Below are 1,765 nucleotides of genomic sequence, written 5' to 3'. Positions count from 1 at the left end.
TTATTTGTTAAGCGCGTAGTTAATCGTCCGGGACTGGACAGATAGTGTTGCTTGGGTGCAAGGATGAGAACTGCAATAAACAGTTTGACGGTTCCCCGATCGAGATTCCGTATTCCTTCGAGGTTGCTGCCGGTATCCAAACCAATCCACCAGAGCTAAACTTGTCTGGGAGTGTGGGGGCTCCAATGAGCGGGACGGTGACGGTGAGCTTGCCACCGGGGTTTGTCATATTCAATGTTTATGCGCCTTACGACCTTAGTGCGACGAGCTACGCCGGTAATGACATCTATGTTTCTGCGACGTCATATTCAGCAGGGACGTATAGCGAGAACCTCATGATCTCGGCGACTAACCAATCTGGCCGCTATCTCGACAAGCAATACCGGGTGAACTACACGGCTCAGAATATTGGTCCATCGATAGTCTCGGGCGGGAATTCATCAGCTCCTGTGAAGCAAGAAATTGCAGCGCCGCAGAAGGATGTTTCCCAAGAGTTGCACCAGCTGCAGATACGTCGCTGGAAGTAAGCCGCGCCTGATAGGCGAGTCACAAATCGGTGGTAATGGCGAGCCCCGGAATGGATGGGGTTCGCTATTATTTCCGGTGTAGTTGGGCGACTGATCCGCTCCACGCAAAACAGCCCCGCAATGCGGGGCTGTTTGCTGTCGGTCGGAGCCTGCGGCGCTCTTGACGGTAAAGACTCCGGGCGTGCCTCGAACGAGAACGGCGAGGCTCCTTGCGGCAGCGGCGACCGGCGCGCCGGGAACGCAGCGCGTAGGGGGGAGCCAAGCAGGGGAGTGCCTCCGCTCTCCATTATGAAAAAGAGCCCGGCAGCGCCGGGCTCTTGATGCTGATGAATCCCCCGGCTTGCGGCCAGGGGACATGGTGGGCACTTAGCGCTGGAACACGCGGACCCAGTCCACTTCCATCTTCTGCGGCAGCGGTGACGAGGCATCCGGGTTGCCCGGCCAGTTGCCGCCGACGGCGAGGTTGAGGATCAGGTGGAAGCGCTGGTTGAACGGCGCAGGGTAAGCCGCTGCCGTGCTGTACCAGTCGGTCTGCTGGCCGTAGAACTGGCCGTCGACATACCAGCGGATCACACCCGGCTCCCACTCGACTGCGTAGTCGTGGAAGTTGTCGGCTGCACTGCTGTTCGGCACCGTGCTGATGGTCTTGTAGGTGTTGGCCGGCCAGGCACCGCCGTAGTGGATCGTGCCGTAGATGGTGTTGCCACCGGCTGCCTTGAGGTTGACCGCTTCCATGATGTCGATCTCGCCGCTGGCAGCCCAGCCACCGTAGACCCAGTCGCTCGGCAGCATCCAGAATGCCGGCCACGCGCCCTGGCCGTACGGTAGCTTCATCCGTGCTTCGAAGCGGCCATAGGTCCAGTCGCCCTTGCCCAGCGTACGCAGGCGGGCCGACGTGTACTGGCGGGTGCCCTCGCTGCCGGTGTAGCTCTCGCGACGGGCTTCGATCACCAACTTGCCGTTCTCGACGCGCGCGTTTTCCGCACGGCTGGTGTAGTACTGCAGCTCGTTGTTGCCGCCGCCCTGGGCGTTCACTTCGAAGCCCCACTTGCCGCCATCGATGCTGCTGCCGTTGAATTCGTCGTTCCACACCAGGCGCCAGCCGGACGGAACCGGAACGCCCGGGTTCGGCGTGGGAGCAGCAGTCGGTTGCGGCGTCGGGGCCTTCGTTGGGGTCGGGACCGGTGCCTTGGTCGGCGTGGGCGAGCTGCCCGAGCAAGTGCCGACTACCTTCCACA

2 protein-coding genes are annotated in these 1,765 nt (G+C 61.2%); one reads left to right on the top strand and one right to left on the bottom strand.

Translation table 11 applies throughout. The annotated features are described in order from the left end of the window. Positions 1-185: 185 nt before the first annotated feature. Positions 186-527 carry a hypothetical protein gene (locus NLI84_RS17085; protein WP_255991988.1) on the top strand — a complete coding sequence of 114 codons (342 nt, stop codon included), beginning with the start codon at positions 186-188 and terminating at the stop codon, positions 525-527. A 366-nt stretch (positions 528-893) separates the two neighbouring features. On the opposite strand, the gene NLI84_RS17080 is transcribed toward NLI84_RS17085, so the two are convergent. Beyond that, positions 894-1,765, bottom strand: an 872-nt coding sequence (locus NLI84_RS17080) for a glycoside hydrolase family 16 protein (RefSeq protein ID WP_255991987.1), incomplete at its 5' end; no start/stop codon positions are given.

The organism is Chitinolyticbacter albus (genome assembly GCF_024437655.1).
GTDB lineage: Bacteria > Pseudomonadota > Gammaproteobacteria > Burkholderiales > Chitinibacteraceae > Chitinolyticbacter > Chitinolyticbacter albus.
Note: the sequence above shows the minus strand (reverse complement) of the source record. Positions and strands in the feature narration are given on the sequence as shown.